We start from the raw sequence: 26,557 nt of genomic DNA on the forward strand, positions 1-26,557 counted from the left end.
ACATGAAAAGGAGAGACTATGGAAAAGAAATATATCGTTGGTATCGATGGCGGAAGCCAGAGTGCGAAGATTGTCATTTTTGATTTAGAAGGCAACATTGTTGGCGAAGGAAAAGAAGCGTTGCGTCCAATGCATTTAGGCGAGGATGTCGTTGTTGAGCATCCCGGTGACGACTTGTGGGATGCGCTATGCAGTGCATCAATGAAAGCAATGGATGAGTTTGGTGTACGGAAAGAAAATATTGTGGGAATCGGGTTAGGTTTTATCCGCTGCTGTCGTGTATTATTAAAAAAAGACGGTACTTTGGCACAGCCAGTGATTAGTTGGATGGATAAACGGACCTCAACTCCGTATGTCCATGACAATCCAGACGTTCAATACGTAACCTCTACAAGTGGGTATATCACTCATCGATTAACCGGTGAGTTTAAAGATAATATCGGAAATAATTTTGGTCAATGGCCAGTAGATTATGAAACATGGGACTGGTCGACCGACGAACAAATATTGAAGCAATACAATCTTCCAGAAGAAATGCTGTTTGAAGCCGTTAAGCCGGGGGATAAGCTAGGAACGATCACGAAGGAAGCTAGTAAAAAAACAGGCTTACCAGAAGGAGTACCTGTTTTTGCTACAACTAGTGATAAAGCTGTTGAAGCACTAGGAGCGGGGCTGATTCAAGATACTAGTGCAGTTGTTTCTTTAGGAACCTATATTTGCAGCATGATGATGGGCAAACAAATGCCGCCTAGTGATGCGGTGAATTATTGGGGAATTTTATCTTCCATGCCAGGACGTTATATCTATGAAGGCTATGGCATTCGTCGAGGAATGTGGACGGTTTCCTGGTTCAAGGATCTTTTAGGTGAAAAAATCAGTATTCGCTCTAACTATCAAGGTATTAGCGAAGAAGAATATTTGAATGAACAAGCAGCGAATATTCCAGCCGGAAGTGATGGCTTGATGACAAAGTTGGATTGGCTGGCGAACCCGTGGGAACCCTTCAAGCGTGGTGTGATGATTGGTTTTAACGCCCATCATGATTATCGCTATTTGTATCGTTCGATCTTAGAAGGTATCGCTTATACGATGAAAAATAATGTAACGAATATGACTGATGAACTGGGGCACCCGATCGATGAGGTCATCGTGACAGGCGGTGGGTCAAACAGTGATTTACTGATGCAGATTTTTGCGGATGTCTTCAACCTGCCGATCAAGCGAAATGTGGTGAACGGCAGTGCCAGTGTAGGGGCAGCAATTAACGCTGCAGTTGGACTAGGTATTTATGAAACATATGAAGAAGCCGTAGAAAAAATGGTTAAAGTAAAAGACGTCTTTACTCCAAAGCCAGAAAACGTATCGATCTATAAACAGTTAAACGAAGAAGTGTATCAAAGCTTGACGGATTATACGGATGAAGTATTGAAAAAATCGTATAACGTTTTGCATCCGGAAGGATAATCGATTTTGAAGAAGTAGTTCCGTTAACCAATGGAGCTACTTCTTTTTCTTATGATAAAAAAAGTAGCTTATGAAATTGGATAGACTGACGGTTAACCTAATTTTCGACAAAATGATCTTAAGTATTACGATTGGGGCTGTTGATTTTTTCTATTTATAAAGGAAAATACACTTTGAGCATTTATTCCATCAAAGAGCCTTTCATAGTGATCCATCTACTTACCTATAAACAGGAGAGATTAGTATCATTTTAAATGAACTCAAATTAGTAGTGATTCGAGGGAGTAACCCTGCTATAATAGAAAAAATATTTAAAAAGGGGAGAGGAAATTGAACAAAAAGTCATTAAAGCGCCTGATTGATGTAGCAGCGGGACGAGTACCAGCTGATCTAGTTTTAAAAAATGCCCAGGTGGTCGATGTTTATCAAGCAGAAATCCTGCAGGGAGATGTCGCCATTGTGGATGGAAGAATCGCCGGAGTCGGTAAGGGTTATCAGGGAGCAGAAAGCATTGATTTACAAGGAAAATTTGTTGCTCCAGGATTCATTGATCCTCATATCCATGTAGAATCTTCCTATGTAACACCGGAAGAGTTTGGTCGTCTGCTCGTTCCTCATGGCACAACGACTGTGTTAGCGGATCCCCATGAGATCGTGAATGTTTTAGGGTTGCAGGGGTTGGACTATATGGTGGAGGCTGCTAAAGAAACAGCATTAGATATTCGCTATATGATGCCTTCTTGTGTACCGGCGACGAATATGGAAAATGCTGGTGCAGTAGTGGAAGCCGCGGATATGATTCCGGCATTTGAAAAAAATCAAGTGGATGGCTTGGCAGAATTTATGAATTTCCCAGGTGTAATCAATGCACAAGAGGAGGTATTGGATAAACTGCTAGCCGCAAAAGAACGGAATTTGCGGATTGACGGTCACTCACCAATGGTGTTTGAAAAAGAATTAAATGCCTATGCAGCGGCAGGGATCGCTAATGATCACGAATGCTCAACGGTGCAGGAATTAAAGGATCGGGTTGCTCGCGGGATGTATGTCTTCTTACGGGAAGGCTCGGTTACGCAAAACCTGCGAACCTTATTGAAGGGTGTCACCGAAAATAATTATCAGCGTTGTGTGTTATCGGCGGATGACTTACAAGCGAAAACCATGCTGGAAAAAGGACATTTGGATAACAGCATTCGGATTTGTATCGAGGAAGGAGTTTCACCGATTCGAGCGATTCAGATGGCAACGATCAATGCGGCTCAATGCTGTCAACTGACGGATCGCGGAGCGATTGCGCCAGGATTGAGAGCGGATTTGGTCATTTTTTCTGATTTAACAGAAATAGCGATCGAAGCAACGTATATTGCTGGTGACTTGATCGCTGAAAAAGGGAACTATCTTCCAACTATTACCCGTGTGTCAACGGAAAACGTTCAATCAAGTGTGCATATTGATACCTTTCATAAAGCGCAATTAGGCTTAAACTTGGCCAGTAATCAAGCACGAGCGATTGAAGTGATTCCACAAGAAGCGTTAACAAATGAGGCAATCGTCTTCGTTCAACGAGATGGTGAGGGACAATTTGTATTTGACCCGCAGCAGGATGTAACAAAAATCGCAGTAGTTGAGCGTCATCACAATACAGGAAATGTATTTGTCGGACTATTGAAGGATTACGGACTGAAAAAAGGAGCGATTGGTCTGTCCATTGCTCACGATTCTCATAATTTGATTGTTACTGGAACCAATGACGAGGATATGGCTACAGCGCTGCAAGCACTAAAAGAGCAAGAGGGCGGTGTGGTATTAGTCGAATCCGGCGAAGTGATCGGAAGTATGGCGTTGCCAATTGCCGGATTAATGAGTGACCTTACAGGTGAAGAGGTCGCAGAACAAGAAGCGGAGATCAATCGCTTGGCTCATGATGTATTGGGGGTATCGGAAAAGGTAGATCCGATCATGACACTAGGCTTCATGTCTTTAGCCGTTATTCCCAATTTAAAAATCACCGACATCGGATTGGTAGATGTGACGAAGTTTGAAGTCGTACCCGTATCAGTTGCAGAATAAGAAAAAGCTAGTTGAAAGATTCTTGCGAGAATCTTTCAACTAGCCTATTTTTTTGTTTTGAAAATAGCTGGCAGAAAAATAAAGAAGGATAAAATTACCACACTCACACCAACAGTCAGAACTAATTTTGACCAGCCTAGCTGAGAGGCATTGGCAAAATTACTAAAGACATTTGATAAGATAATCAGCAAACTCACCAGCACTGTTGCAATAATTGCTTTTCCGCGTTCCCCACGTTTTTCAAAATAATGAATCACTGAATAAAGTCCCCAACCCAATAAAACAATCGTAAATGTATCCATTTCTTCAACTCCCTTTCTTTGATAAACCAATCATACCAAGGAATAGGGCGCGAAAATACTTACGAAAGAGTAGTTAAACTTACAATCGTGAAAGGTAAAAAGCAATCCCTCAAATAATCGAGGAATTGCTTTTCACTAATCCAATACTTCTTTGCCATCACTAAGGGAATCGTCAGATGACTCCAGGGGTTCTTTGTAATGGAAATTGGAAGTATCGTATTTGAAATTGTATTTGTTTCCTAAGAAGTATTTCGCAATGTGAAGCGTCCGGTCGCTAGAACGTTCAAGGTTGGAGCTGATATCAATCAAGAGAACGCCGTCTGCTGCACGTCCTTCCCCTTTCGTCATTAGACGAATGTATTTCTTACGCAACAATTCAACCAGTTGATTGATTTCTTCTTCACGATCCAGCATTTTTTGTGCAAGTTCAACGTCATCATTTTCTAAAACTTGCATCGCATCTCGAATATTTTTTAACACTTTATCGAATAGTCGTTCAAGGTCTTCATCATGAAGCAAGAAGGTTTGCCGATTGTTGGTTGATTTCGTTTTATTTCTTTTATCCTTTGCACGTTGTTTTTCTTCTAATGCGATAGATTCTTCGACGTAGTGGATAATGTTCATTGAATGATCTCCAATGCGCTCGAAATCTTTCGTAAATTCCAGCAGCATCGCTTGTTCTTGACTCTCTAATGGGGTCAATTCAGTCGCGGAAATTTTAACGAGGTACTCTGTTAATTCTATATCACACTGATTAATAGCATCTTCGTACTGTAGAACGTCGTCCCGCCATTCTTCCTTCGTGTCGTTGTAATACTTACGCGCGGATTTTACTGAAGAAAGCACGTAATTCCCCATTTGAATGACTTCTCCTTTGGCCTGTTCGATGGCCATAACGGAAGAAGTGTGGATAATGGGCTCACTCAAAGTAACAGAACGAATATTCAAATTCTTCTCGCTGCCTGGGACGATCTTCTTCACGATCATCTCAATCTGCGGAATAAACCAGAATTGAATCGCTAAGTTGGAAATATTGAAGAGTCCGTGTGCGAAAGCAATCTGCATGGCTGGATTCAAGCCTAATGAACTCGCGAAAAAAATAACGAGTTTAGTAAAAGGAGCCAGTAAAATTGTAAAGATAATCGCTCCAACCAAGTTGAAAATGACATGTGATGCAGCCGTTCTTTTCGCTGCAACACTTGCGCCTAAGCAGGCAATAATAGCCGTTATCGTTGTTCCAATATTATCACCAAATAAAATCGGCAAGGCGGCTGTTAAGGAGACACTTCCTTGCATGTAAAGCTGCTGTAAGATCCCGATTGTTGCACTGGAGCTTTGTAAAACCATGGTTAACAAGGTCCCGATACCCACACCTAGTACAGGGTGATGGGAGACACTGATCATCAATTCATTAAATTGCGGGAGATCTTTCAAAGGGTCCATCGCTGTACCCATTAGTTTCAATCCATAGAAAAGCGCGCCAAATCCGAAAAGTATTTGTCCGATCGATTGCAACGAGGTTCGCTTTGAAAAGAAGAGTAGAATGGCGCCAGCTCCAATAATCGGCAACGCATATTCACTCAAATTAAAACCGATGATGAAAGCGGTGACAGTCGTTCCCACGTTTGCCCCCATGATAACCCCGATTGCTTGTTTTAAGGTCATAAAGCCGGCACTAACTAATCCCACAGCTAAGACCGTTGTTCCTGAGCTGCTCTGGATCAACCCTGTGACAATGATCCCGGCTAAAACGGCACGAAAGGGCGTTGAGGTAAATCGATTTAGGATTTCTCGTAATCGATTTCCGGCGGCTTTTTGCAAGCCGTCACCTAAATATTTGATCCCAAAAAGGAAAATTCCTAATCCGCCTAAGAAAGTAAAAAGCATTTCCTGATAAGACATAATGCGTCCTCCGCTAATTTTTTTTGCATGCTACTACCAAAATAATAGATTCACAAGTAAAAAGAAAGTCTTTTATTTAAAAAAATGCTGATTTTTTCGAAATAATCCGCTAATTTTAGTTTAATTCGAAAAAATCATCGGATTGATAGCAGATTGCAAGGAATTCTTTTGTATTTTTTAGCGCTTTCAGCTACTCTTATTATAGAAGAAGATTTTGTTCAATTCGGGTAAATAAGGGCACTATTTATATAGAGGAGACGTGGTCAAATGCTTTATGGAAAGAAAGATCGACGTGAGGCGAGTTACTTGGAACCAATTTTCGGATCAAAGAATGAGGATGAGCTATTGCCGTCCTATCATTTAGGAAAAAAATCCATCGAACCGCGGATCGCCTATCAGATGATTAAGGACGATCTATTAGATGAAGGAAACTCTCGTTTGAACTTGGCGACTTTTTGTCAAACCTTCATGGAACCAGAAGCAGTGAAATTAATGAGTGAGACTCTCGATAAAAATATGATCGACAAGTCTGAGTATCCCCGAACCGCTGAGATGGAAAATCGCTGCGTGAATATGATTGCAGACCTGTGGCATGCTAGGGGACCAGAAAAATACATCGGAACGTCTACGATCGGCTCATCCGAGGCCTGTATGCTAGGCGGTATGGCAATGAAATTTGCCTGGCGTAAGCGGGCTGAAAAGCTGGGTGTTGCTGTTCAGGCGAAAAAGCCGAATCTAATCATTTCGTCGGGGTATCAGGTCTGTTGGGAAAAATTCTGTGTTTATTGGGATATTGAGCTTCGTGAGATCCCAATGTCAGCGGATCATTTATCTCTAGATGTTGAAAAAGCCATAGAAGCAGTTGATGAGTATACGATCGGTATCGTAGGTATTCTTGGAATCACCTACACAGGACAATATGACGACATCGAGAAATTGGATCAGCTGGTGGAAGCATACAATCAACAGACAGAACATAAAGTGTACATTCATGTGGACGCAGCTTCAGGCGGGTTATACGCGCCGTTTGTTGAACCGGAGTTGGCATGGGATTTTCGACTGAAGAATGTCATTTCCATCAATACTTCAGGGCACAAATACGGTTTGGTTTATCCGGGCGTTGGATGGGTCGTTTGGCGAGACGAGAAATTTCTCCCAGAAGAGCTTGTCTTTAAGGTCAGCTATCTCGGTGGGGAGATGCCGACCATGGCGATCAATTTTTCCCATAGTGCATCTCAGATGATCGGACAGTATTATAATTTTGTTCGTTTTGGCTTTGAGGGGTATCAAAGTATTCATCAACGAACCCATGATGTAGCAGTTTATTTGGCTAAGGAAATCGAACAGTCGCGCCATTTTACACTTATCAATGATGGCAGTCAGTTACCACTGGTTTGCTACAAATTAGCGGAAGATTCAACACGTCAATGGACATTGTATGATTTATCTGATCGGCTGCTAATGAAGGGCTGGCAGGTTCCTTCTTACCCATTGCCGAAGAACCTAGATCATCAGATTATTCAGCGTATTGTAGTTCGAAGTGATTTTGGCATGAGTATGGCACATGATTTTATTGAGGATTTGAAGGCGGCGCTTAAAGAGCTGGAGAATAGTCATTTGGTATTTCATGAAGAGACCGAAATTAAAAATTATGGCTTCACCCATTAATGGAATATAAGGAGGCGTTTTAAATGAAAGTAGTTTTTCATGTCGATGAGTTAGGAATGATCCGAGAGGCCCGTCACAATATTGAGCATATCTTGTTATCGGAGCCAAAAGCAGATATTGTCTTGCTAATGAACGGCGAGGCCATCCAAGGATATTTATTGCCGCGTGTGATCAAGTTTATGAAAGAATACCCGCATATTACCTATCAGGCTTGTCATCATTCGATGCGTAATTTCCATGTTCGCTCAAAACAAATGCATGAGCAAGTTGAAATCATTGAATCCGGCGTCATTGGTTTGGTTGAATTGCAGGAGCAGGGGTATTCCTATATTAAGTGTTAAGCAGTTATCAAGTCCTATTTATTTAGGGCTTGTTTTTTTTCGCTTGGATCGCAATAAAGTCACTATCGAGAGGGAGAAGAGTGTGCTTTAATAGTTAGTGCATCTTTTTATTCAGTCTAGTTTTGCATTTTTTAATAGAAAAAGTTGCCATTTTAAGTAAAGGGCTTACATTGTATAGTTTATCTGTAAGCGGGAGGTAGTTATGAGACAAGAAAAAATTGTTGAATACTTATATGCAAAGAAGCAAGCGATTGCTCCCAAGGCATTGGCCGCTGCATTTCAAATCTCGGAGCGAACGCTTTCAAGTGATATTAAATGGTTGAAGGCTATCGGAACAACAGAAGGCTTCACCGTCGAACGAATCCGTTCCAAGGGTTATCAACTAAAAGTTATTGATCGGGAGAAGTTTCAATGCTACCTATCTCGGTCAAAGCAGCAAACCCACATTGATGCCTCTCTTCCACAAGAACGGATTAAGAATATCGAACTGCTTTTGCTGTTTCATGAAGAGTACATCACGATGCAGCAGATTGCGGAGTGGCTGGCCGTCAGCTTATCAACCGTTAAAGCCGATATCAAGCAGGTTGAACAGTTTTGTGAAAAGTACGAGCTGACGCTTTTTAGTAAAGCGCATTATGGCTTGAAAATTATCGGGACAGAAAGTAAAAAAAGACGAGCGATTTTATACCTGCTTCGTAACACGATCCACACCCCCGTATTGACCGAAAGGTATAAGGAGTTCAATTTTACATTCGATGAAACAGACTTAAGGCGTTTTTTACAGGAACGTCTACAAAAGAATCAGTTGAAAATTAGCGATATCGTCTTTGAAAACATTGTTCAGCATATTCGTTTACTGTGCTTTCGAATCATGCAGGAGAATACGATAAACCAAGAAGAGTCTGAAACGCTGAGAGTCGTCGATAAGTACGATCAGCTAACGGAAGAATTGGTGGGTTACCTTGAAGCTGCCTATCCCATTGTTTTTTCTAAAGCAGAAAAAAATTATTTGGAAGAACAGCTTCGTGGGAAATTTGCTGTACTTGATGATGTTGAGAACAATCAGCAGTTAAAGCAAGCAATCGAAAAAGCACTAGATTTTGTTGATCGACGTTATCAAACGCATTTTCGTGGGGATCAAGCATTAACCAATGCACTGCTGATGCATGTGGCCCCCTTATTGCAGCGGCTTTATACAGGTCATCAACTAGAAAATCCTATTATCGAGGATATCTACACACAGTATGCCAATGTGTTTAATGTGGCGATGGTTTTTATTAATGAGCTGAATAAAGATTTAGAAGCAGATATAAGTAAGGATGAGATTGGGTATGTCGCGATTTACTTTGCAGCAAGCTTGGAGAAGCAATCCAATCAAGTGATTGAAGATTATCAAAAAATCGCGGTTATTTGTTCTACAGGTGGAGGAGCTTCCTATTTATTGAAAGTGAATCTGGAACGTCTTTTCAGCAACGCGGAGGTCGCAACTTTTGCCTTAAATGAAATTGATCAGATCGATGACACCTTTGATTTACTGATTTCGACAGTACCAGTGCAGCAGGAGGAGTTTGACCTTCCGATCATTTATACCAAAACAATCTTGAATCAGGCAGAGATCAGCAAAATTGAACAGGACCTGAACCTTTTACGTGAATCAAGAAATAAGGTTTTCGATGTTCATCAGCTCATCCTCAGTTTATTTGATAGGAAATGGTTCCAAATTCTTGACCCTCCTGCCGAATATCTGACACTTTTGGAAAATGAAGGCGCTCGCTTAGAAGAACTGCATTGGGCGGAGCAAGGGTTCAAGCAAAGTGTCTTAGAGCGGGAAAAACTGATTGACACGATTTATCAGCATGGCATCGCTGGTCCTCATCCCATGGAACAGGCCGCGATTAAGGAAGTCATTGATGTCATTCTATTAAAAAAACCACTAACATATCGGGAAAAGCAAGTAAGAGTGATTTTCTTGATCAATATCAAGAAGGATCATCTGAATCTCCATAAAGAAATTAGTCGGTTGATGATTAAAATGATGGATGATCCGACATTAGATACACAGTTGACAAAAATTACACACTTTCAAGACTTTATGTCTTATATGAAAAGCTTAATGAAAGAAGGATAAAACAATGAACGATCAAGAAATGGATATTTTCAAAATTATCTCTGCGGCGGGAGATTCCCGAGGATCTGCCTTTGAAGCCCTGCGCTTAGCACGTAAAGGGAAGTTTGATGAAGCAGAAGAAAAAATGCAAGAAGCCAAAGAAAAAAGCATCGATGCACATGATGTACAGACCCAATTGATTACCAGTGAGATCAACGGCGAGAAAACGGAAACTAGCTTATTAATGGTACATGCGCAGGATCACTTAATGACCAGTATCTTAGCACGTGACTTGATCGAAGAAATGATCGGTATGTTGAAAGAACAAAGCGAAGCCAAGGCTTTGCATTAAAAATAGGAGGAAAAAGGAATGAAGACATTACTAGTTTGTGCAGGGGGCTTCTCAACCACCATGATGATGGAGTCAATGAAAAAGGTGGTCAAGGAGTCAAAAAGTTTAGACGAAAAGGATTATCCCATGGAAGCAATTGGTGTTGATAAGCTTGAGCGTTACATCAACGATTATGACGTGATTTTAGTTGGGCCACAATTAAGTCATAAATATGACTTTATCAAAGGTGAAGCGGAGAAGGCGGATAAGCCGACTGTTTTATTAACCTCAGATATTTATGGGTCAATGGATGGAGCTACCGTGATGAAGCAGGCGTTAGTTGCCTACCGAAAAAATCAAGCATTAAAAACGCAATAGTTAGGAGAGAAAAAAATGGAAAATCCAAAGAAACAGGGTGCTTTTGAAAAAGTAGAAGCCTTTATTCGTAAAACATTGGTTCCAGTTGCTAACAAAGTTGACAGCAATCCTTACTTAACGGCTATTAAAAAAGGGATGGTCGTCATGACACCGGTGCTATTGCTAGGTTCTATCGCGGCGATCTTCCCCTCTATTCCAGAATTTATCAAAACACAGGCAGTAGCAAATTGGTTCGAGAATTACGGGTATATATTTGGTATTATTTCTAAAGTTTCCTTAGGGTTAGTTGGTTTATACGCGGTTTTAGCAATTTCTTATTTCTTAAGTGAGCACTATAAACTATACACCGTAGGCTCTATGTTGCTTTCTGCCATCGCGTTTTTAATCGTAGCGATGGATGTCGATGATAATGGCAATATTGTTGCTTCATATCTTGATTCAAAAGGGTTATTCACCGCTATTTTCGTAGCAATTATCTCAGTGAAGCTGTATCAGTTTTTTACGAAGCACAAGCTGGTAATTAAGATGCCTGAAGGAGTACCTGATTTTGTTTCCAGCTCATTCGAACTGATTACACCAACGGCCGCTATCGGCGTTTTATTCATTGTGATTCGGTCAGTTACCGATAGTTTGTCGGGCGGTGTACTTCTTCCGCAGGTTATCATGGATGTTTTGGCACCAGCAATCGGTAGCTTGGATTCATTATGGATCATCTATTTTGTTTTGGTATTGCGTTTAGTCTTCTGGTTTTTCGGGATTCATTCAGCAGTATTGTCACCAATCCTTTCACCAATTGCCGTGCAGTATTTGTCAGAAAATATCGCTGCTCATGAAGCAGGTGAACCGTTACAGCACGTGATTACGAATGGAACATTATCTGCGTTTGCGAATTTTTCTGGTTCAGGAGTGACGATCGGTCTGGTGTTGGCGATGCTGATCAGCAAGTCGTTACGCTATAAAAAGGTTGGAGCAGTGGCTTTATTGCCATCTTTGTTCGGGATTAATGAGCCGGTACTTTTTGGGGTTCCAATCATTTTGAATCCGGTGTTAATGATTCCATTTATTTTTGGTGGCGCTTTAGTTGGAATGTTCCCAATGATTTGTATGAAACTAGGATTATTGAATTTCCCAATTTTCGATCCGCCTTATGTTCCGGTGTTTATGGAAGGCTTCTTAACGGGATTTGATTGGCGTGCGATCGTCATTCAAGTCATTCAGGTAGCTATGTCCTTTGGCTTATATCTGCCGTTCTTTAAGGTATTAGAAAAACAAGAATTAGAACGAGAAGCACTATTAGAAGCTGAAAAAGCGAACTCTGTCATTTCTGATGACGACGAACAATATTTAACGGATATTGATTTCTAACCAATAAAGCGGGTGTGACGAGAGTTTTGTCGCACCTTTTTTAAATAAGGGAGAGTGTCACATGAACGTGGATGAATTACGTAAAAAAATTGCTGCAGCTAACTTAGCGGGACTACTCGTGACAGATAAGATCAATCGCCGCTATCTATGCGGATTTACTGGATCGAATGGTTTGTTGCTGGTTACAGAGAATACGCTGCGATTATTTGTGGATGGCCGCTATACAAAACAGGCGCAGCAGCAGACTAGTAATGTCGAGATTTGTGAAATACCTGTAGGAGGCAGCCTAATTGAAACGCTGCGGCCATTTATAAAAGGGTTAGCCCTAGGATTTGAAGCTGGAACGATTTCATATCAGTTGTTTAGTACCCTTCAAACAGCAGTAGCTGAAGAAGAGGGGCATTTAGTCGAAACAAAGAATATGATAGAAAGCTTGCGAATGGTCAAACAACCGGAAGAAATCGCGGCAATCAAGCAGGCGGCATCGATCGCTGATCAAACCTTAGAAAAAATTCTGCCAATGATCCGTGTCGGAATGACCGAATTGGAACTAGCGAACGAAATTGACTATCACAGCAAAAAACTAGGAAGTGAAGGTGCGGCCTTCGAGACAATCGTGGCTTCAGGAGAACGAACGGCCTTGCCTCATGCCCATGCCAGTCAGAAAAAAATTGCGGAAAATGAACTGATTATGATTGATTTTGGGACGATCTATCAAGGTTATTATTCGGATATCACTCGAACCTTTGGATTTGGTGAAGTACCGAAGGCGATTAAAGAAGCTTATCAAACCCTGCTATCCGCTCAAAAACACGCCGTTGCCGCAGTTTCGCTAGGGAAAAAGCTTGGAGAAATTGATCAAATGGCACGGATGTTTTTGGAGCAAAGAGGACTGGATCAATTTTTCAGCCACAATTTAGGGCATGGACTTGGCCTTTCTTGTCATGAATATCCTGCATTAGCGCCACAAGAAACGGTGACCATTGAAAAAAATATGACATTTACCATCGAGCCAGGCATTTATTTGCCAGAAGCAGGCTTTGGCATTCGAATCGAAGATGATGTGGTCGTGAACGATAGTGGAGACGCTGAGAGTTTAACACGATTTAATAAGGAGTGGATGACAATTGGTTGCAACGGATAGCTTATTGATGGCTCTTTCCAATCTAGATGCTTTACCCGGACAAGAGACGCAGGTCCAGCGAGCATTACAAGAAACGATTGAAGGACCCAATAGAAAAGACACGTTTGGGAATGTGTACTTTGGTGATTTGGAGGCAAAAAAGAAGAAAGTTGCATTATATGCTCATATGGATGAGGTTGGCTTTTTCGTCCATCAAATCACGGAGGATGGATTTGTTTACTTTTATCCTATTGGCGGATGGTGGGGTCATGTGGTATTAGGGCAACAGGTAAGGGCGACCTGTCGTAAAAATGGCGCTGTTTTGGAGGGTGTTGTGGGAACGTTACCCAAAGCAAGTCATAATATGAATGATGTTGTATCAATCAGTGAAATGTATATTGATTTCGGCGTCCACTCAAAAGCAGAATTAGAAGCAGCAGGCCTGCAAATTGGAGATATGATCTTGCCGAACACTCAGGCGAAGAAAAGCTTCAATCAAGAGAAGGTCATTGGTAAGGCGTTAGACAATCGAGTAGCCTGTACGATTATGGCTCAAGTAAAGAATCAGGTTCAGACAAAAAAGATTGAACTTATCGGCGTAGCGACTGTTCAAGAAGAAGCTGGAACTCGAGGTTCGAAAGTGGCTGCTTCTCAGGTCGATGGGGATATAAACATCGTGATTGACGTCGCCAATGGAAAAGACACACCGAAAGCCGCAGAGGTGCCAAATCGAATTCAAGGCGATGGCCCGGGACTAGTTTTGGCGGATAAAACCGCGTTGGGAAACCTAAAATTATTGGACTATTGCAGAGAAATTGCTGAAAAGAAGAATATCCCTTGGCAGTATGATTTACTAGGTGGCGGCGGGACAGACGCAGGCTCGGTCCAATTGTTTGCTGGAAAACCGACGCTGGTCGTTTGTATTCCTGTCCGCTATTGTCATTCATGGAATTCCATCGTAAAAATTTCCGATATAGAGGCAACGATCGAGTTATTATCAGCAGTTGTTCGTTCGTTTGACGAGGGAGGAATTGATTTTGAGCAATTTTAAGGAGCAACGGTCTCGCTATGACACCTATTCAACTCAATGGGATTATGTGCAAGATCGGTTTGGTGAGAAAAATTTATTGCCCTTCTCCATTTCAGACACAGATTTTATGATTCCTGGTGGAACGATTGATGTTTTGTCTAAAGCGGTTGATCGTGGATTTTTTGGCTATACACGATGGAATCATTTGGACTACAAACAAAGTATCAGTCGTTGGTTCCAACAGGCGTTCACTTGCCGGATTGATCCGAACTGGTGTGTTTATTCACCAAGTGTGATCTATAGTTTATCCGTTTGTCTTCAACTTCTGAGTAAAACAGGCGACAAAATTGTAACGTTCACACCTTGCTATGACGCTTTTTTCAATTGTATCAATGGCAATGAACGAGCATTGATTACTTTCTCACTGACGAACGATAAGGAGCGGTTTACCATTGATTTCTTTGCTTTAGAAGAAATTTTTGTTGCAGAAAAGCCCGCAATTTTCCTGTTGTGTAATCCTCACAATCCTACTGGTCGCGTTTTTACAGAGGAAGAATTGACTCATTTGATTACATTGTGCAACAAATACTCTGTGGCAATCATTAGCGACGAGATTCACATGGATGTGCGCCGACCTGATAAAAAACATTTGCCGATTCTAATGTTTATTAATCAGATCGAAGTACCTGTAGTGTTGCTGTCTTCTGCATCAAAAACCTTCAATTCTCCAGGACTTGGTGGGTCCTATGGGATTTTTTCAGAAGAAGTACTGCGGGAGAAATTTCTGAATATTCTAAAGGGGCGGGATGGTCTATCCTCCATTCCTTATCCCGCGTTGCTAGCGACGATGGATTGCTATAATAATCAAAAACAGTGGGTAGAAGAACTAAATCGAACGGTGGACGAAAACTTCACCGCTTTAAAAGGAATTTTAGCAAAGGACCCGCGAATTGATTTTAGGGTACCGGAAGCCACTTATTTAGGCTGGATCAATATCGCTAAGCTGCCATACACGATGGACGAATTGCAAACCGTGTTAGTAAAGCAAGAAAAAGTAGCCATCATGAAGGGTGAGACTTATGGAGTGGAAGGGCAGCGTTATCTGCGGTTTAATCTTGGTGCACCTAAAGAAAAAATCGTCGATGGTGCCGAACGACTCCTACGTGCGATTCGATCTTTAGACGAGCAATAAAAAGCAGAGAAGCAGCCAACAAATTTTGGCTACTTCTCTGCTTTTTCGTTCCATTTTTTGGGGCTCCAAATATTCCCCTCTAATGCTACTTGAAGACTCTCGTTGTCGTCTTCTAGCTGTTCGATGTATTTAATTACTTCATCAACAACAAATTTATTCTGCTCATTGGAAATCGTAGCCAATTGTTCTTGCAACCATGTATTTCGCATTTACTTCACCTCAAAAGCAGTGTAGCATAGAATTAATTAGTAGTCGGTGCGTGATGCTTGAGAGGAGAAATACAATGGAATTGAATGAAAGCGTTCTCTGCGAGATAAAAACAGAATTAGCTGCGGCAAAAATCGAGCTGGAACGATTGAAGCAGTTAGAAATCTCTAGTGAATTAAAGAATCAGCGTATAAAAACACTTCAGCAAGAAATTCAACAGGCAGAGCGCCTATTGAAAGGCTAAGCAGATTCTTAGCCTTCTAAATTTACGGGTGGTAAACTATTGTTAGAAGTAATCATCGGTATGAATGAGGAGGGCTTATTATGGCTAACAATGATGAATTAAAAGGAAAAGTAAACGAAGCAAAAGGAAAAGTTACAGATGATGAATCAACAGAATTAAAGGGCAAAATCCAACAAGGTTTCGGTAAAGCGAAGGATAAAGCCAAAGAAGCCGCAGATGATGTTGCTGGTAAGATCAACAAGAAAATTGACAAAGAAAAAGAAGATTAGTCTTTTAGACCTGCCGCGGCAGGTCTATTTTTATATTTTCTATCAGGGGCGATAAACAGTGAACGCGACATTATTGTCTCGTAGTAAGAGTCTATTAGTGTTTGACATACAATTTCTAATGAAAGCCTTTTTTGTTTGCATTATAATTAGATAAAGATGAAAGGGGAAAGGTTGGAGGTACATGTCAAAAAGTGCATTATTGGTAGTAGACGTTCAGACGGGAACTATAGCGCCGTTGATTGGAAAAGAGCCGTTTTTGAAAAACGTGAATGCGGTAATTGATCAGTTCCATAAAAAAAGACTGCCTGTGGTTCTGATTAAGAAGGCAGGCTATGGAGAGTTGTCACCAAAACTGCATCAAAAAGCCTGTGATTTAGTAGTAGAGAAAGTCCAAATGAACACTTTCAAGGCAGCAGAGTTTAAGACGCTAATGGAGGAAAATGATTTCGAAAAATTCGTTGTGGTTGGTTTGATGAGCAATGCGTGTGTTCAAGCGACCTGTAAAGGAGCTTTGGCAGAAGGCTTTCCTGTGACATTGATCGAGGATGCTCATGACTCTGTACTAAAGCCTATGCGGAATATTTGGAATAAAAAGCTGAAAAACGCTGGTGTAATGACAATGACCACAAAAGAATATATTGAAAAGCTAAAAAAGGAGTGACAAACTGTGCGGATTTTAGTAGTCGGTGGTAAAGGAACAATCGGACAAGCAATTGTGAAGAAATTAAAGGACAATCACGAACTCATCATTGCGGGGAGAACAAGCGGGGATGTGCAGGTAGATTTGACATCGGTGGACAGTATCGAAACAATGTTCAAAAAAGTGGGGCACGTCGATGCGATCGTCAATGCATCAGGAACCGCAAAATTTCAGCTGGTAGAAGAGATGACACCGGAGGACAATATGGTAGCTGTGCAAAGTAAATTACTTGGTCAGATTAACCTTGCATTGATCGGACAGAAATACTTGCGACGTGATGGGAGTATTACTCTTACAACAGGAATCATGAAGGACGATCCTATTCCTGGCGGTGCTTCGGCGGCGATGGCGAATGGCGGTGTCTTAGCTTTTGTAAAATCAGCAGCGATTGACTTTACTCAAGGGATTCGTATTAACTGTGTCAGTCCGAACGTTTTGGTGGAATCTTATGAAAAATACAAAGATTCTTTTAAAGGATTTGTGCCAATACCGGCAGAGCGTGTAGCAATGGCCTATGTTAAAAGCGTTGAAGGAAAACAAACGGGTCAAGAATATCAAGTTTATTAAAAAGATACTCACTTTCGCATGAGCGGAGGTGAGTTTTTTGTAAACGTTATTGCTTTTTATGGAAAAATAGTTTCATATATTGTCTGATTAGCCTATAATAGGAGTTAATATTATAACAATAGTTTCGAAGGTGTTGCGATGTTAGCGAAAAAGCTTTACTTAGATAGTCATTTAAAGGAATTGATGGAGTTTCCAGATAATGCGTTTCCTTTTGGTATTTGGCAGGATGACTTTAATGAAACGGTAGGCCAAATGTTAAACTATCATTGGCATGAAACAATTGAGATGAATGTCCTATTAAAGGGAACACTGGACTATCGTTTAGATGACCAATGCTTTCTCTTAAAAGAAGGAGATACCATGATTGTCTATTCAAATAGTTTACACGGAGCGGCTCTAAGTAAAAAGGAGACGACTGCTGAGATGCTGACCATTGTCTTTTCGCCAGATCTGCTGACAGGCGGCGGTGCAGGAACTATCTATCAAAAGTATTTTCAATCATTAAGTGAAAAAGGCTTTCTTGGAGAAAAATTTGAACACTCTGGAAAGATGGGACAAGAAATGTATAAACGACTCATCGATTTAGCGACTGTCGATGAAGGAGCGGGTTATGAGCTGAGAATCCTCTCTAAACTTAGTTCAATTTGGGAAAAACTATTCCTATATCTGCTGGAAAAAGACAAGACTCCGCTGAACAAACGTCCGGAAAAATATGAGAAAGAAATAAAAGCGGTTATGAACTATATTCAGCAAAATTATATGAAGCGTGTGACGATTCAAACAATTTGTGAACACAGCAAGATTAGTCGTTCAGAATGTTTTCGGATTTTTGCTCGTTTCACTCAAAAGAAGCCCATGGAATATATCAATGATTATCGACTATCAATGGCTGTCGGGTTGATGCTGAATACTAAGTGGACAGTCGAGCGAATCGCGCAAGAATGCGGGTTTAAAGATGCCAGCTATTTTGGCAAGCTGTTCAAGGCCCGTTTTAATCAAACGCCTAAAAGCTATCGGACAAAGCAAAGAAAAGAGGAACGATCGATTGGATAAGATTGCAGTATTGATCCCTTGCTATAATGAGGCACAGACCATTCAAGCAGTGATCGATGATTTTAAACAGGAGTTGCCAGAAGGGCCAATCTATGTGTATGACAACAATTCCACTGACGATACCTATGAGATTGCCAAAGCGGCAGGTGTTAAAGTCAAGAGGGAAAGTCGACAGGGAAAGGGAAACGTTGTTCGGACGATGTTTCGCGAAATTGAAGCAGAATGCTATTTGCTAGTAGATGGAGATGATACCTATCCCGCAAAAGATGCGCGCAATTTGTGTCGTGAAGTCCTAGAGAATGGTGCGGATATGGTCATCGGTGATCGCTTATCTTCAACGTATTTTTCAGAGAATAAGCGACCATTTCATAATTCTGGGATGTTGTGGTTCGTAACCTGATCAATTACTTCTTTAATGGGAACATCAAGGACATTTTAACGGGCTATCGAGCGTTGAGCCCCTTGTTTGCTAAAAGTATGCCGGTCTTGAGCAAAGGATTTGAGATCGAAACGGAAATGAACATTCATGCCTTAGATAAAAACTTTGTGATCAAAAATGTGGAAGTCGATTACCGTGATCGACCAGAAGGCAGCGATTCAAAATTGAACACGATCTCTGATAGGCTGCGAGTGATTAAAACAATCTTCCAACTATTCAAGGATTATCGTCCGCTAGTGTTTTTCAGTGTATTGGCAGCGATTTTAGCAGGATTGTCGATTGTTTTAGGTATTCCTGTTTTTCTAGCCTATTTACGTACTGGGTTAGTAGAGCGAATGCCAACACTGATCACCGCAGGATTTTTGATGCTAGCTGCTTTACTGAATCTCTCCTGTGGCTTCATTTTGGATACAGAGAATAAAAAAGCACGACAAAATTTTGAGCTGCAGTTGAATATTTTACAGCAGCTTATCAGAGGAGGAAATATATGATTAAGGCTGTAGCAGTAGACATGGACGGGACATTTTTAAATAGCCAAAATGACTATGACCGTCCGCGATTTGAAGCGCTTTTTTCTCGGATGAAGGAGAAGGGGATTCGTTTCATTGTGGCTAGTGGAAATCAGTATTATCAGCTCCGCTCGTTTTTTAGCGGAGACCGAGGAATTACTTACGTTTCGGAAAATGGCGCATTGATCTTTAACGACCAAGGTCTACAATGGGAACGTCATTTCTCAAAGGAATTGACAGAAAAAATCATGACGTTTTTAGTAGAGGGCGCCCATGATTTAGAGTTTGTTGCGTGTGGGGTCAAGTCTTCTTATTTATTGGAAAGTGCCAGCGAAGAGTTCAAAAAATTTGCTAGAATTTACAGCTATCGACTGGAAGAGCTGGCGGATTTTGACGATCTTCCAGAAGATCCGATTGTAAAATTTGCCTTAGATGTGGAAGTTGAAAAGACGTATGAGATTGCCGCTCATTTGAATGAAGCCTTTGGCGGAGAAATCACAGCCGTTACTAGCGGTCATGGCAGTATCGACATTATCATCCCTGGGGTGACGAAGGGACGAGCAATCAAAAGCTTACTAGATGAATGGGGAATCGAGCCCAACGAACTCGCGGCCTTTGGCGATGCGAACAATGATTTGGAGATGCTCGCCTTGACAGAGTACAGTTATGCTATGAAAGAATGTAGTCCAGAAGTTTTAGCGACAGCCAAGCATCAAGCGCCGTCTCATAATGAATCTGGTGTTTTGCAGGTGTTGGAAGATTTAATTCAATAAAAAGGAGTGGAAACAGCTATCTTTCGCTGTTTTCACTCCTTTTTTATTTGTCTGCTTCTTCTGTATATTCCTTATACGATCGGGTTTTATATAGTTCTTCTGTTGAATGCTGATTGTTGTGAGAATAAACGCTGGTAGATTTTTCTCCAAGCTCTTTTTCGATGTCTGTTAAGTCTTTTATCGAGTTCTTGTAATTAATGTCCTCTGTTTTTACAGGTTTGATCCCGCTGTCATAATAAAAGCGCAGCAAATCGCCATTATTGATTTGATCGGAGGTGGCTAATTGCTCATCTACTTTCTTCTTCACTTCTTTAGCCGATTCAACGATTTCAGGATGGCTAAAGTTTAGTAAATCTCCCGTCTGGTTATCGTAAACATCGCCTTTGTGATAGGAGTAATCTTTTGTAACGAAATTGCCGTTGCGAAAGGCCACTACTTCGTCTCTGTTGGGCGAAAGTAAATCCTGCCCTAGCAGCATCAAATGATCGGACTCATAACCAATTAGGCTCAGAAGGGTTGGCAACACATCCACTTGTCCGCCATAGGTGTGATTGATCGTTCCCTTATCTTGACCAGGAATATGGATAATGAGGGGGACTTTTTGTGCTTGTATCGTATCAAAGGTGGTCCAGTCCTCTTTGCCAAACAATTCTTTTGTATCCTTGATACGAGAATCTGAAATACCGTAATGATCGCCATATAAAACGATCATAGAATTTTCGTAGAGCCCACTTGCCTTTAGATAATCGAAAAATTCCTTGATGGCCGTATCTGTATAATTAGCTGTCGCGAAATAACCATCAATTGTTGAATCGCCAGTATTGACCTTTGGAAAACCGTTCTCAGCTTCCGGTAGTTCTGAAAAAGGATAGTGGTTCGAAACAGCCAAAAATTTTGCATAAAAAGGCTGCTGCAAATGCTCTAAATATTTCACCGATTGTTGGAAAAAGGGCTTATCATGCAACCCATATTGGAAAGAATTCTCATCATCCAATTTGTAATAGCTGGCGTCGAAGAAATGCTGATAACCAAATTTTTTATAGGTTTCGTTTCGATTCCAAAAATTTCCAGCGTTTCCGTGAAAAGCCGCTGTTGTATACCCCAGTTTCTGATTAAGGATGGCAGGAGCTGCATTAAAGGTATTTTTCCCGCCTAATTGTGAAAAAAGCGAGCCTTGATTCAGTCCGAATAAAGAGTTTTCCAACAAGGTCTCCGCATCACTGGTTTTTCCTGCGCTCACTTGATGGTAGAAATTATCGAAGCTAAAGGAATTGTTGCTGTGGTACAAGCTATTTACGAAGGGCATCACCTCATGTTCGTCCCCATTTTCGTCCTTTAGTTTGTAATCGATCAAGAACTGATGGGCGCTTTCCAAGTGTACATAGATGATATTTTTCCCTTTTGCAAGGCCAAAGGTTTCTTCATTCTTTTCTTTAGGCTGCTGCTTCAGCTTGTCTGCTATAACCGCCATATCATTTGGACTGGCTTGCGCGCGGATTTGGGAAACTTGATAGGTCTTAATCCCGTCATAAACGGTGTAAGCGTTGATTCCTAGATATTTCACTAAATAATCTCTAGAGAAGGTTCGTGTCAGTAGTCCAGGTCGGCTTGTTTCCGCTAAAGCAATGTTTCCTAATAGAAATAGCAGTGAAGCAATCGTAGTTATAAAAGCAAACTTTCCACGTACCGGACGGGTATCCAGCGGAATCTTTTTTAAAAGCAAAGCCACCAATACAACGATACAATCCAGGAAATAAAGAACATCATGCGGCCTAAATAGCCGAATCGCACTTTCACCCAGCCCACTTGCGACTTTTCCAGCACCTAGTATCGTATCGATGGTAAGAAAATCAGTGAACTCCTGATAATAAACGACGTTCGCAAAAAGCAAAATACTTAATAATAAGTAAATCAGATAGCCTGTAACATAAGCAGCTCTTGTTCTTCGGATAAACAAAAAAATCGATAAAAAGAGCATCGTTGTCGCTATCGGATTGATCAAAAGAATAAATACTTGTAAGGCATTATCTAACCGCAAATCAAAATCAATAAAGTAGGCGAATACGCTTTTTCCCCATAACAGCAATGTCAATAGTAGAAAGAAGCCGAAGCGTGCATTCATTTTAGCTTTGAACATACAGAAACCTCTCTTAATCAGCTTTGTAATTAGTTTATTGTACCGAAGATTGAGTGGCTATGTAAAGGCTATCATAAATGCAACTTGCTAAATTTATAAAAAAAGCAATAGTGGATGGCGAAACAACAAATTATTTCCATCTTTTGAATTCTTTGCAGAAAAAAAAGAACGATAGGTTTTTTCTATCGTTCTTAACTTATGCTTCTTTGGGTTGCTGTTGATGCTCCTTAACGAAGGCTTTTGCTTCTCTATTGATCGTTTTGAGGTCGCAGCCCTGTTGCTTTGCGGCAAAAACACAGCCGCAGTAGCATTGACGATACACATCGTATTCCTTACACATTTCAATAGAGCGTTGATAGCCAGAATTCTTCTTAAAATCACTAGGCAGATAATGTGTATTGTAGATTTTTTGAATATCCATGCCGATTTGATTGATTAATTGACTATTTTTTTTCGGAGAGATCGTCAGAGCGCTACCGAAGTAATCATATCCTCGTTCCAATGCTTCTTTTGCTGCTAAATCGAGGCGCATATTGAAACATGCAGTACAGCGTTTGCCGCCTTCAGGTTCTTCAGTTAGATTGTTTTGCTGCATGAATTGAATAAAGTCGTTTGGCTTATAATCATCAATAATCAGCTCCACATGATTGCCTGTCGCCGCGTTAAAATCATTGATAAATTTTTCTTGGACGAGCACGCGTCGTTGGTATTCACTCTCTGGATGAATGTTTGAGTTGGAAAAGAAAATAGTTACATCTGCATGCTGAGTTAAAAATTCTAGTGTGTATGTGCTGCAAGGCGCGCAACAAGAATGAATCAGAATACGTGGGCGAACCTTCTCTTTTTCCCACGCTTGAATCATTTTGTGAAGCACTCTATCATAATTTATTTTTTGATTGCTCATTTTTTCAACGATTTCCGTTGCATCAATTGTATTCATAAAATCACCTGAAGGTATTATAAGTGAAATGTCGTTAGAAGGAAAGCGGTGATAGGTAGTCCACTATCTTAAAACAAGCTAGATTAAACGTTAAAAGTCTCTTAGATGATTGAATTTTATCCATTATCAGTATAGTATATACTAGAAGGTATATACCGAATAGACTACTGAGAAGATTAGCCTAGCCAAGGCATGAAAGAATCAGTATAGTGAGAATGATGATTAAAAACGAAATACATAAAGCGAATGAAGGAGAAAGTATGGAAGAGAAAAAATCAACAAAGGCAAAATTTGATCAAGTCTCCGCCGAAATTGAAAAACGCATTCACGAGGGTGTGTATGTCAGTTCGCAGAAATTGCCTTCTGAATACGATTTGGCAAAGGAATTTGACTGCAGCCGATTAACGATACGTAAGGCGATCGATGATTTAATCACTAAGAACATTTTAGTGAAACGACGAGGCAAAGGCAGCTATGTGATGTCACAGCCCAAAATTCAAAGCGGACGCTCCGGGCTGCAAGGCTTTACTGAAGCAGCGAAAGCTTATGGAAAAACCAGCAGCACAGAAGTTATCTCTTTCCAGCATGTTACCGAACCATCAGAAGAGATATTGAATGCCTTGCAATTAGAAGAAGATCAGCCAATTTATGAACTTGTTCGGCGGCGAATTCTAGATAATGAACCAATGACGGTGGAAAAAATTTATTTATCCGAATATTATGTCAAGGGCTTAACCAAGGAGGACTTCAACGGCTCCTTATTCCAGCTATTAGAAGAAAAAACTGAGATTGCTTATTCCCATCAAGAAGTAGAAGCAATTTTAGTACGGCCAGAACTATCAAAACTTTTGGATGTGCCAATGGGTGATCCGTTGTTACAGGTTTATTCCGTGACCTATGCGTTAGATGCGACACCAATATTTTATGATATTTCATACTATCGATCAGATCGCTATGTATTTAAAACAACGCTGACTCGATACAACCACTAAACAAATACATTGTTGATAGAAACGAGGAGACTTCTCATGACCATTGATTTTAGAAGAGTGATTGAAGAAAATAAAGAGCAGTTTTATCAGGATCTTGATCAGGTGATGCGAGTGGAGAGTGTGAAAGGGGAATCTGCAGAACACGCACCATTCGGTCAGGGACCAAAAGCAGCTTTAGAAACGGTTATGGCATTGGCCGAGACCTATGGTTTTAAGACCGCAATCGTCAATGATGCTGTTGGGTATGCGCAATGGGGGGAAGAGAAAGACTATATTGCTGTCGTAGGACACTTGGATGTTGTTCCTGCTGGGGAAGGCTGGACCTTTCCCCCCTTCAAATTGAGCAAAAAGGATCAGCGTTTTTATGGTCGCGGCATTTTAGACAATAAGGGCCCGATTTTATCCTGTTTGTTTGGATTGAAATTATTAAAGGATATGGATTTGCCAGTAAAAAAAACCATTCGAATTGTCTTTGGAACCGATGAAGAAAGCGGCAGTTCAGATATCCCGCTTTATCTAAGTGAGGAACCAGCACCAGTGTTTGGTTTTACACCAGACTGTAAATATCCAGTAGTTTATGGCGAACGTGGAATTGTAAATTATGAGATTTTAACCTCATTTGCTGAGGAAATGCTGGGGCCTATAGGAGAATTTGTCGGGGATCAAGCAAGAGATCATGTGCCCGATGACTTATCGGTGAGGATCGACGGGGAAGAGGTTCGTGTTACAGGGAAAAGAGCTCCATCGAATGCGCCAGAGCTTGGGATGAATACCATTACGTTATTAGCAGAAAAAATCAATCAGGAAAGACGACTTTCAGGAAAACTGCAAGAATACTTTTTATGGCTAGAAAAAAGTTTGGCGAACAAGCATTATGGGGAAGGACTTGGTATTGATTTTTCGGATACAGACAGTGGGAAACTAATGGTCACTCCTTATGAGCTGCTCAAAAAGGGGAATCAGTTGTCTCTTTCATTAGCCATTCGCTATCCAGTTTCTGTGACAGAAGCAGAGGTAACGAAAGCACTAGAAAAACATCTTCCACCTAAGAGTCAACTATCAGTGGTTCGCCGCATTCAAAGCAGTCATTTTCCAAAAAATGATCCGAACGTTCATGCTTTGTCAAAGATTTATGAAGACGTTACAAAGCTAGATGGGACGCCAGTAACAACTACAGGAGCCACTTACGCACGTTTTGTACCCAATATCGTCGCATTTGGGCCGTCATTCCCTGGACAAAAGGGGATTGCCCACAATCAAGATGAATATATGGATGAAGAAGATTTATTGCTGAATATGGAAATCTATATGCGTGCCATGTTAAAACTAATTGAATAAAACCAATGAGACCTGACATGGATTGTCAGGTCTTTTTTCATGGCGTGATACTTTCTGGGAACAAAATAAAAAAATTTTAAATTTAGTATATACAAAACAGTATATACTATTTATAATGAGGTCAGATTTTTAAATGTAAACGGTAACGAGAGGGGCATGAAGATGGCGTGGGGAGCGATTGCCACATGGCGTATGGCGCACGATGGCGTAGTTGAAGCAATGCGATTATTAGAAAACAAAGCAAATGCAGGAGATGCTGTGGAGGCTTTAATCAAAACAGTGGAGGATTATCCCTATTATAAATCAGTTGGATTTGGAGGGCTGCCAAATGCGGAAGGTATCCTAGAAATGGATGCAGCCTTTATGAATGGAGACACGTTTGAAATTGGCGCGGTGGCGGGCATCACAGATGTAAAAAATCCAATTTCTGTCGCACGAAAATTGAGCAAGGATAAATTTAATAGCTTTCGCGTAGGTGAAGGGGCAACGAAATATTCAATGCTGGAGGGGTTTGAAAGAAAAAGTATGCTGACGGAGCGTGCTCATAAAATATGGGAGAAGCGTTTGAAAGAAATTCAGGAAAACAATTTGAACCCTTACGACGGTCACGACACAGTCGGAGCTATTACATTGGATCAAATGGGCACCATGACTGCGGGAACCTCTAGCTCGGGACTCTTCATGAAAAAACCAGGGCGTGTAGGAGATTCACCATTATCTGGTTCTGGTTTTTATGTGGATAGTGAAATTGGCGGCGCGGCCGCGACAGGGTTAGGAGAAGATTTAATGAAGGGCTGCTTATCCTATGAGATCGTTCGATTGATGGGAGAAGGTATAAAGCCACAGGCTGCCTGTGATCAAGCGGTTTATGAATTCCATGATAAATTAACGGCGCGTTATGGAAAAGCTGGCGCCTTCTCATTGATTGCGATGAACAAAGAAGGCGAATGGGGCGTAGCGACGAATGTTGAATTTACCTTTAGCGTTGGAAATGATCACGAAGAACCGCAAATTTTTATCGCTAATATGGGGATAGAGCATACTACTATCATTGAGCCAATTACACAAGATTGGCTAGACGCTTATGAAAAACGGATTAAGGCACCAATTGTATAA

At 41.0% G+C, this 26,557-nt stretch carries 25 protein-coding genes and 1 pseudogene; 21 read left to right on the top strand and 5 right to left on the bottom strand.

What is annotated here, in order from left to right; all coding sequences use genetic code 11:
* Window positions 1-18 precede the first annotated feature (18 nt).
* Window positions 19-1,464, top strand: a complete 1,446-nt coding sequence (locus IGI50_RS16075) for an FGGY-family carbohydrate kinase (protein ID WP_060789336.1) — start codon at window positions 19-21, stop codon at window positions 1,462-1,464.
* 330 nt (window positions 1,465-1,794) lie between these two features.
* Complete coding sequence (gene ade, locus IGI50_RS16080; protein ID WP_438777674.1) at window positions 1,795-3,534, top strand: adenine deaminase; 1,740 nt, start codon at window positions 1,795-1,797, stop codon at window positions 3,532-3,534.
* A gap of 44 nt (window positions 3,535-3,578) precedes the next feature.
* Here ade and IGI50_RS16085 read toward each other — a convergent pair whose 3' ends face one another.
* Window positions 3,579-3,836, bottom strand: a complete 258-nt coding sequence (locus tag IGI50_RS16085; protein WP_028021187.1) for a hypothetical protein — start codon at window positions 3,834-3,836, stop codon at window positions 3,579-3,581.
* 135 nt (window positions 3,837-3,971) lie between these two features.
* Window positions 3,972-5,738, bottom strand: a complete 1,767-nt coding sequence (locus tag IGI50_RS16090; protein WP_060789334.1) for a Na/Pi cotransporter family protein — start codon at window positions 5,736-5,738, stop codon at window positions 3,972-3,974.
* 267 nt (window positions 5,739-6,005) lie between these two features.
* Here IGI50_RS16090 and IGI50_RS16095 point away from each other — a divergent pair, with 267 nt between their 5' ends.
* The 9 genes from IGI50_RS16095 to IGI50_RS16135 all read left to right on the top strand — a co-directional run bounded on the left by IGI50_RS16095 (window position 6,006) and on the right by IGI50_RS16135 (window position 15,273).
* Complete coding sequence (locus IGI50_RS16095) at window positions 6,006-7,406, top strand: glutamate decarboxylase (protein ID WP_438777675.1); 1,401 nt, start codon at window positions 6,006-6,008, stop codon at window positions 7,404-7,406.
* A gap of 23 nt (window positions 7,407-7,429) precedes the next feature.
* Entirely contained in the window at window positions 7,430-7,747 is a 318-nt protein-coding gene (locus tag IGI50_RS16100) for a DsrE family protein (protein WP_010743853.1), read from the top strand.
* Between the two features lie 202 nt (window positions 7,748-7,949).
* Window positions 7,950-9,875, top strand: a complete 1,926-nt coding sequence (locus tag IGI50_RS16105) for a BglG family transcription antiterminator (protein ID WP_438777676.1) — start codon at window positions 7,950-7,952, stop codon at window positions 9,873-9,875.
* A 4-nt stretch (window positions 9,876-9,879) separates the two neighbouring features.
* Window positions 9,880-10,206 carry a PTS lactose/cellobiose transporter subunit IIA gene (locus IGI50_RS16110; protein WP_438777677.1) on the top strand — a complete coding sequence of 109 codons (327 nt, stop codon included), beginning with the start codon at window positions 9,880-9,882 and terminating at the stop codon, window positions 10,204-10,206.
* 18 nt (window positions 10,207-10,224) lie between these two features.
* Entirely contained in the window at window positions 10,225-10,563 is a 339-nt protein-coding gene (locus IGI50_RS16115; protein WP_028021182.1) for a PTS sugar transporter subunit IIB, read from the top strand.
* A gap of 15 nt (window positions 10,564-10,578) precedes the next feature.
* Window positions 10,579-11,928 (top strand): PTS sugar transporter subunit IIC, encoded by a 1,350-nt coding sequence (locus IGI50_RS16120; RefSeq protein ID WP_438777678.1) that lies wholly within the window; start codon window positions 10,579-10,581, stop codon window positions 11,926-11,928.
* Window positions 11,929-11,989: 61 nt separating this feature from the next.
* Window positions 11,990-13,072, top strand: a complete 1,083-nt coding sequence (locus IGI50_RS16125) for a M24 family metallopeptidase (protein WP_060789331.1) — start codon at window positions 11,990-11,992, stop codon at window positions 13,070-13,072.
* Window positions 13,056-14,102 (top strand): M42 family metallopeptidase, encoded by a 1,047-nt coding sequence (locus tag IGI50_RS16130; RefSeq protein ID WP_438777679.1) that lies wholly within the window; start codon window positions 13,056-13,058, stop codon window positions 14,100-14,102. Before IGI50_RS16125 ends, IGI50_RS16130 begins: the two co-directional genes overlap by 17 nt.
* Window positions 14,089-15,273, top strand: a complete 1,185-nt coding sequence (locus tag IGI50_RS16135) for a MalY/PatB family protein (RefSeq protein WP_438777680.1) — start codon at window positions 14,089-14,091, stop codon at window positions 15,271-15,273. The genes IGI50_RS16130 and IGI50_RS16135 overlap by 14 nt, the downstream gene beginning before the upstream one ends.
* Before the next feature lie 29 nt (window positions 15,274-15,302).
* Here the strand turns inward: IGI50_RS16135 and IGI50_RS16140 are convergent, their stop codons facing one another.
* Window positions 15,303-15,482 carry a hypothetical protein gene (locus IGI50_RS16140; protein ID WP_438777681.1) on the bottom strand — a complete coding sequence of 60 codons (180 nt, stop codon included), beginning with the start codon at window positions 15,480-15,482 and terminating at the stop codon, window positions 15,303-15,305.
* Between the two features lie 74 nt (window positions 15,483-15,556).
* On the opposite strand from IGI50_RS16140, the gene IGI50_RS16145 reads away from it, so the two are divergent.
* The 7 genes and pseudogenes from IGI50_RS16145 (at window position 15,557) to IGI50_RS16175 (ending at window position 20,034) form a co-directional block, all read left to right on the top strand.
* Window positions 15,557-15,724: a hypothetical protein gene (locus IGI50_RS16145; protein WP_438777682.1), complete on the top strand. Its 168-nt coding sequence runs from the start codon at window positions 15,557-15,559 to the stop codon at window positions 15,722-15,724.
* Window positions 15,725-15,804: 80 nt separating this feature from the next.
* Window positions 15,805-15,993 carry a CsbD family protein gene (locus IGI50_RS16150; protein WP_010743845.1) on the top strand — a complete coding sequence of 63 codons (189 nt, stop codon included), beginning with the start codon at window positions 15,805-15,807 and terminating at the stop codon, window positions 15,991-15,993.
* 181 nt (window positions 15,994-16,174) lie between these two features.
* Window positions 16,175-16,654 (top strand): isochorismatase family protein, encoded by a 480-nt coding sequence (locus IGI50_RS16155; protein WP_438777683.1) that lies wholly within the window; start codon window positions 16,175-16,177, stop codon window positions 16,652-16,654.
* Between the two features lie 6 nt (window positions 16,655-16,660).
* Window positions 16,661-17,260 (top strand): short chain dehydrogenase, encoded by a 600-nt coding sequence (locus IGI50_RS16160; RefSeq protein WP_438777685.1) that lies wholly within the window; start codon window positions 16,661-16,663, stop codon window positions 17,258-17,260.
* Window positions 17,261-17,398: 138 nt separating this feature from the next.
* A complete protein-coding gene (locus IGI50_RS16165) occupies window positions 17,399-18,313 on the top strand; it encodes an AraC family transcriptional regulator (RefSeq protein ID WP_338289352.1) in 915 nt (304 codons plus the stop codon).
* Window positions 18,306-19,243 (top strand): annotated as a pseudogene (locus IGI50_RS16170) (glycosyltransferase family 2 protein). Before IGI50_RS16165 ends, IGI50_RS16170 begins: the two are co-directional and overlap by 8 nt.
* Complete coding sequence (locus IGI50_RS16175) at window positions 19,240-20,034, top strand: Cof-type HAD-IIB family hydrolase (RefSeq protein WP_338289358.1); 795 nt, start codon at window positions 19,240-19,242, stop codon at window positions 20,032-20,034. Before IGI50_RS16170 ends, IGI50_RS16175 begins: the two are co-directional and overlap by 4 nt.
* A 43-nt stretch (window positions 20,035-20,077) precedes the next feature.
* Here IGI50_RS16175 and IGI50_RS16180 read toward each other — a convergent pair whose 3' ends face one another.
* Window positions 20,078-22,171, bottom strand: a complete 2,094-nt coding sequence (locus IGI50_RS16180; protein ID WP_438777686.1) for an LTA synthase family protein — start codon at window positions 22,169-22,171, stop codon at window positions 20,078-20,080.
* 196 nt (window positions 22,172-22,367) lie between these two features.
* Window positions 22,368-23,111 (bottom strand): epoxyqueuosine reductase QueH, encoded by a 744-nt coding sequence (locus IGI50_RS16185; RefSeq protein ID WP_438777687.1) that lies wholly within the window; start codon window positions 23,109-23,111, stop codon window positions 22,368-22,370.
* A 260-nt stretch (window positions 23,112-23,371) separates the two neighbouring features.
* Between IGI50_RS16185 and IGI50_RS16190 the strand changes: the two genes are divergently transcribed.
* From IGI50_RS16190 to IGI50_RS16200, 3 genes are all read left to right on the top strand, one after another.
* Entirely contained in the window at window positions 23,372-24,103 is a 732-nt protein-coding gene (locus tag IGI50_RS16190) for a GntR family transcriptional regulator, LSA1692 subfamily (protein ID WP_028021165.1), read from the top strand.
* Window positions 24,104-24,139: 36 nt separating this feature from the next.
* Window positions 24,140-25,441: a Sapep family Mn(2+)-dependent dipeptidase gene (locus IGI50_RS16195; protein ID WP_438777688.1), complete on the top strand. Its 1,302-nt coding sequence runs from the start codon at window positions 24,140-24,142 to the stop codon at window positions 25,439-25,441.
* Window positions 25,442-25,603: 162 nt separating this feature from the next.
* Window positions 25,604-26,557, top strand: coding sequence for a N(4)-(beta-N-acetylglucosaminyl)-L-asparaginase (locus tag IGI50_RS16200; RefSeq protein WP_438778429.1), 954 nt, complete (start codon window positions 25,604-25,606; stop codon window positions 26,555-26,557).

Origin of the sequence: Enterococcus sp. DIV0170, from assembly GCF_051710765.1 — a bacterium.
Lineage (GTDB): Bacteria > Bacillota > Bacilli > Lactobacillales > Enterococcaceae > Enterococcus_A > Enterococcus_A raffinosus.